The 3,976-nt window shown below is 74.4% G+C and carries 5 protein-coding genes and 1 pseudogene; all 6 read left to right on the top strand.

The genetic code is table 11. From position 1 onward, the window contains the following. Positions 1–187: pseudogene (locus ABWI07_RS43790) on the top strand (glycerol kinase); the annotation flags it as partial. Positions 188–303: 116 nt separating this feature from the next. After that, complete coding sequence (locus ABWI07_RS43785) at positions 304–1,203, top strand: S1 family peptidase (protein ID WP_353822170.1); 900 nt, start codon at positions 304–306, stop codon at positions 1,201–1,203. Positions 1,204–1,377: 174 nt separating this feature from the next. Beyond that, positions 1,378–1,893 (top strand): fluoride efflux transporter FluC, encoded by a 516-nt coding sequence (locus ABWI07_RS43780; protein WP_353822169.1) that lies wholly within the window; start codon positions 1,378–1,380, stop codon positions 1,891–1,893. Further along, the gene (gene crcB, locus ABWI07_RS43775; RefSeq protein ID WP_149258603.1) at positions 1,890–2,252 is read left to right on the top strand and encodes a fluoride efflux transporter CrcB; all 363 of its coding nucleotides are present in this window, start codon (positions 1,890–1,892) and stop codon (positions 2,250–2,252) included. Before ABWI07_RS43780 ends, crcB begins: the two co-directional genes overlap by 4 nt. A gap of 265 nt (positions 2,253–2,517) precedes the next feature. After that, entirely contained in the window at positions 2,518–3,411 is an 894-nt protein-coding gene (locus tag ABWI07_RS43770; protein WP_353822168.1) for a polysaccharide pyruvyl transferase family protein, read from the top strand. Positions 3,412–3,467: 56 nt separating this feature from the next. Beyond that, positions 3,468–3,869 (top strand): DUF2267 domain-containing protein, encoded by a 402-nt coding sequence (locus ABWI07_RS43765; protein WP_149258601.1) that lies wholly within the window; start codon positions 3,468–3,470, stop codon positions 3,867–3,869. The last annotated feature ends 107 nt before the right edge of the window (positions 3,870–3,976 follow it).

Genomic DNA, 3,976 nt, shown 5'->3' with positions numbered 1-3,976 from the left:
CGCCCTCGGCGCCGCCTACGCCGCCGGCCTCGCCGTCGGATTCTGGAACACCACCGACGAACTCCGCCAGAACTGGAACGAGGACAAACGCTGGCTGCCCACCTGGGACGAGCACCAGCGACAGGAGGGGTACGCGGGCTGGAAGAAGGCCGTGGAGCGTACATATGGCTGGGTGGAAGTTGACTAAGCACTGGCCGTCGGGAACGGTGGGGCCGCTGCGCCGGGGGTAGATGATCTAGCATCCGCCGCGCCGGCGCCGTCCCGCCCGGGGCGGCTCGCGCCGGCCCGCCCGAGAGGATCCGCATGCCCAGCCGCCTCGCCGCAGCCGCCCTCACCGCCGCCGGGACGCTCGCCCTCGCGCTCGCCGGCGCGCTCGCCTCAGGCCCCGCGCAGGCCGCGCCCGCCCTGCCGCAGGGAGCACCCGCACCGCCCCAGGCCGCACTGCCGCAGGCGCCGCGCCTCGAGCGGGCGCAGGTCGACTTCACCGGGATCGTCGCGTTGAGCAACTGCTCGGGCTCCCTCGTGCGCGGGCCCCGGTCGCGGGACACCGACCCGGCGCTGGTGCTGACCAACGGCCACTGCCTGGAGTCGGGCATGCCGGAGGCCGGCGAGGTGATCGTGAACCGGAAGTCGTCCCGGACGTTCACGCTCCTCGACCGGACGGGCGGCGAGGACCTCGGCACCCTCCAGGCCACCAGGGTCGAGTACGCCACGATGACCGACACCGACGTGACGGTGTACCGGCTGAACACGACCTATGCCGCGATCCGGAAGCGCTACGGGATCCCCGCGCTGCGCCTGTCGACGGCGAAGCCGCACGACGGCACGGAGATCCGCGTCGTGTCCGGCTACTGGCGGAAGATCTACGGCTGCAGGATCGACGCGACCGTCTACCGGCTGCGCGAGGCCGACTGGACCTGGAAGGACTCCATCCGCTACGCGCCGCAGTGCCGGACCGTTCACGGGACGTCCGGGTCGCCGGTCGTCGACGCCCGGACGCGCCAGGTCGTCGGCATCAACAACACCGGCAACGACGACGGCGAGCGCTGCACCCTCAACAACCCGTGCGAGATCGACCGCGCCGGGCACGTCACCGTCCGGCAGGGCAGCCACTACGGGCAGCAGACCTACCTGCTCGCCCGCTGCCTCGGCAGGGGCAACGCCGTCGTGCTGAGCGGGTCCTGCGCGCTGCCCAAGCCCTGACGCCGGCCCGTCCCACCACCCGGGGACGCCTCGGTCACACGGTGCCGGTAGTCTCGGGAAGGACCCGGAGACGGGGAACGGCGGTGGGGCCCGCCGTGCCTGGACGGCGAACCGCGGAACGTTCCGCCAACGGTCCCTACCGGTGAGTGCGTCGTACTGGTAGGAGTGTGCCCCGTGACCGGCCGTCCTGTTGACTCCGATGTCGACCTTCATGTTCCGAGGCAGCGCTACGAGCTGCGCGACGCGCCTTGGGCGGTGCTCGGGGCCATAGCGGCCGGCGGGGCCCTCGGGGCGCTCGCGCGGTACGGGCTCGGCAGCGCGTTCCCCCACCGCGCGGGGGAGTTCCCGTGGGCCGTCTTCTGGGTGAACGTCTCGGGGTGCCTTCTGATCGGGGTGCTGATGGTCCTCGTCACCGAGACATGGCAGGCGCACCGGCTCGTGCGGCCGTTCCTCGGCGTGGGGGTGCTGGGCGGCTTCACCACGTTCTCGACTTACATCGTCGACGTCCAGGAGATGGTGGGCCGCGGTGCGCCGCTGGTGGGGCTGGCCTACCTGGCCGGGACGCTCGCGGCAGCGCTCGCGGCGGTCTACGCGGGCGTCCGCGTGACCCGGCTCCTGGCCCGGCCGCGCCGCCGGGAGGCGGTCGCGAGGGTGCGGTACGCGGAGCGGAGCGAGGCGGGCGGGCAGTGACCATCGTGCTGATCGCGCTGGGCGCCGCGCTCGGCGCCCCGCTGCGCTACCTCGCCGACCGGGCCGTCCAGGCCCGGCACGACTCGGTGTTCCCGTGGGGGACGTTCACCGTCAACGTCGCGGGGTCCTTCGTTCTCGGCCTGCTCGCGGCGACGCCCGCGCACGGCGGCGTCGCGGCCTTCGCCGGGACGGGGTTCTGCGGCGCGCTGACCACGTACTCCACCTTCGGCTACGAGACCCTGCGCCTCGCCGAGGACGGCGTGCGCTTCTACGCCGTGGCCAATGCGGGGGCGAGCATCGTCGCGGGGCTCGGCGCGGCCTACTGCGGGATGGCGATCGCGCAGGCCCTCACCGGGTGAGAAACCTGGCGCGGCCCAGGCTCGCAGTTCGGGGCACTTGGCTCCGAGCTCGCGAGTGGGCCGCGAGGTGACTCTGCCCAAGGCGCCCTCTCCGTAAACCGGTAGGTGTCTGGACTGTCACCGCGCGGGAACCGCCACGTTCCGTCCCGGTCACAGCCGCTCCGGACATGGGAGGGACGGTGCCGGGTAGCAGGGCCGCAGGGGCGCCTCCTCCGCGTCCGGAGGGCGCCCGGCGAGGCCCGAGGCGGCGGAAGGCGGCCGGCTGATGCGCGTGCTGGTGACGGGATGGCCGAGCTTCCTGCATGGTGAGGCGACGGCGGGCGACGTCCTGGCGATGGAGGCCGTGCGGGCGGCGCTGGCCGGGGCCGGGGTCGAATGCCACCTGGCGTGGAGCCCGGTCTTCCGGCCGGGGGGCCTGGACCTCGACCGGGCCGACCCCGCCTTCTACACCCACGTGGTGTTCGCCTGCGGGCCGCTCCACGGCCCGCAGATCGAGGAGCTCCACCGCCGGTATGCGCGCTGCACGCGGGTCGCCGTGGGCGTGTCGGTCATCGATCCGGGGGACCCGGCGGTCACCGGGTTCGACGCCGTCCTCGCCCGGGACGCGCCGGTCGAGGCGCCGCGGCGGGACCTGGCGGCGCTGCCCGCGGCGCCGTCGGTGCCCGTGGCGGGGGTCGTGCTCGCGCCGGGCCAGGCCGAGTACGGCGACCGGCGGCGCCACGACCGGGTCGAGGGGGAGCTGGTGGAGTGGCTGGCCGGACGCGAGTGCGCGCGGCTGCCGCTGGACACGCGGCTCGACCCGCGCGACTGGCGCCTGTTCACGACGGCGGCCGAGCTGGAGTCGGTGCTGCGCCGGCTCGACGTGGTGGTCACGACGCGGCTGCACGGCCTCGTCCTGGCGCTGAAGAACGGGATCCCCGCGCTGGCGGTGGACCCGGTCGGCGGCGGCGCGAAGGTCGCCGCGCAGGCGCGCGCCTGGTCGTGGCCCGCCGTCGTGACCGTGCCGACGGCGCGGACCGGCGAGCGGATCCTCGACGCGGCCGAGCTCGACCACTGGTGGGCGTGGTGCCTGTCGCCCGAGGGCGCCGGGCGGGCCCCCGCGCATCCGGCGGACGGCGCGCTGCTCGGCGAGCTGATGGACGTCCTCGGCGTGCGTTAGGGGCCCGCCGATACCGGGAAGTTCCTGCATTTCAGGCAAAGGAAGGAGCGTCCGCCATGCGACACGAGGAGTTCATCGGACAGGTCCAGGACCGGGCCCGCCTTCCGGGGTGGGGGGAGGCCGAGCGGGCGTCCCGCGCGACCCTGGAGACCCTCGGCGAGCGAGTCCCAGAAGGGCTCGCCGACAACCTCGCGGCGCAACTGCCGCACGAGATCGGCGAGCACCTGCGGCGCACCGAGGTCTACGGCGGCGCCGGCAGCGGGGAGCGCTTCGACAAGCACGGCTTCGTCGAGCGCGTCGCGATCCGGGCCGGAACGGACGAGGCCCGGGCCGCGTTCCTCGCGCGGAGCGTCCTCGGGGTGGTGGACGACGCCACCCAGGGGTCGATCACCACGAAGGTGCGCGAGTCGCTGCCCCCCGACATCCGGGAGCTGATGCCCGCCGGGCACTCCGGCTGACCGCCGCACGGTCGGAAGAGGCGCGGGGCCGGAACACGTGCACGTGTTCCGGTCCGTAGGGGGCGGCGGGCCGTCCGGGAAACGGTTTCCGGACCGCCCGGCGCCCC

The organism is Actinomadura sp. NPDC000600, from assembly GCF_040492135.1.
Lineage (GTDB): Bacteria > Actinomycetota > Actinomycetes > Streptosporangiales > Streptosporangiaceae > Spirillospora.
The sequence above is the reverse complement of the archived record's forward strand: the minus strand, read 5'-3'. Positions and strand labels throughout refer to the sequence as shown.

What these genes read in the sequence shown, in the direction of transcription:
- ABWI07_RS43785 (WP_353822170.1), top strand. Translation starts at nt 304, where the DNA reads ATGCCCAGCCGCCTCGCCGCAGCCGCCCTCACCGCCGCCGGGACGCTC.
- ABWI07_RS43770 (WP_353822168.1), top strand. Translation starts at nt 2,518, where the DNA reads ATGCGCGTGCTGGTGACGGGATGGCCGAGCTTCCTGCATGGTGAGGCG.
- ABWI07_RS43765 (WP_149258601.1), top strand. Translation starts at nt 3,468, where the DNA reads ATGCGACACGAGGAGTTCATCGGACAGGTCCAGGACCGGGCCCGCCTT.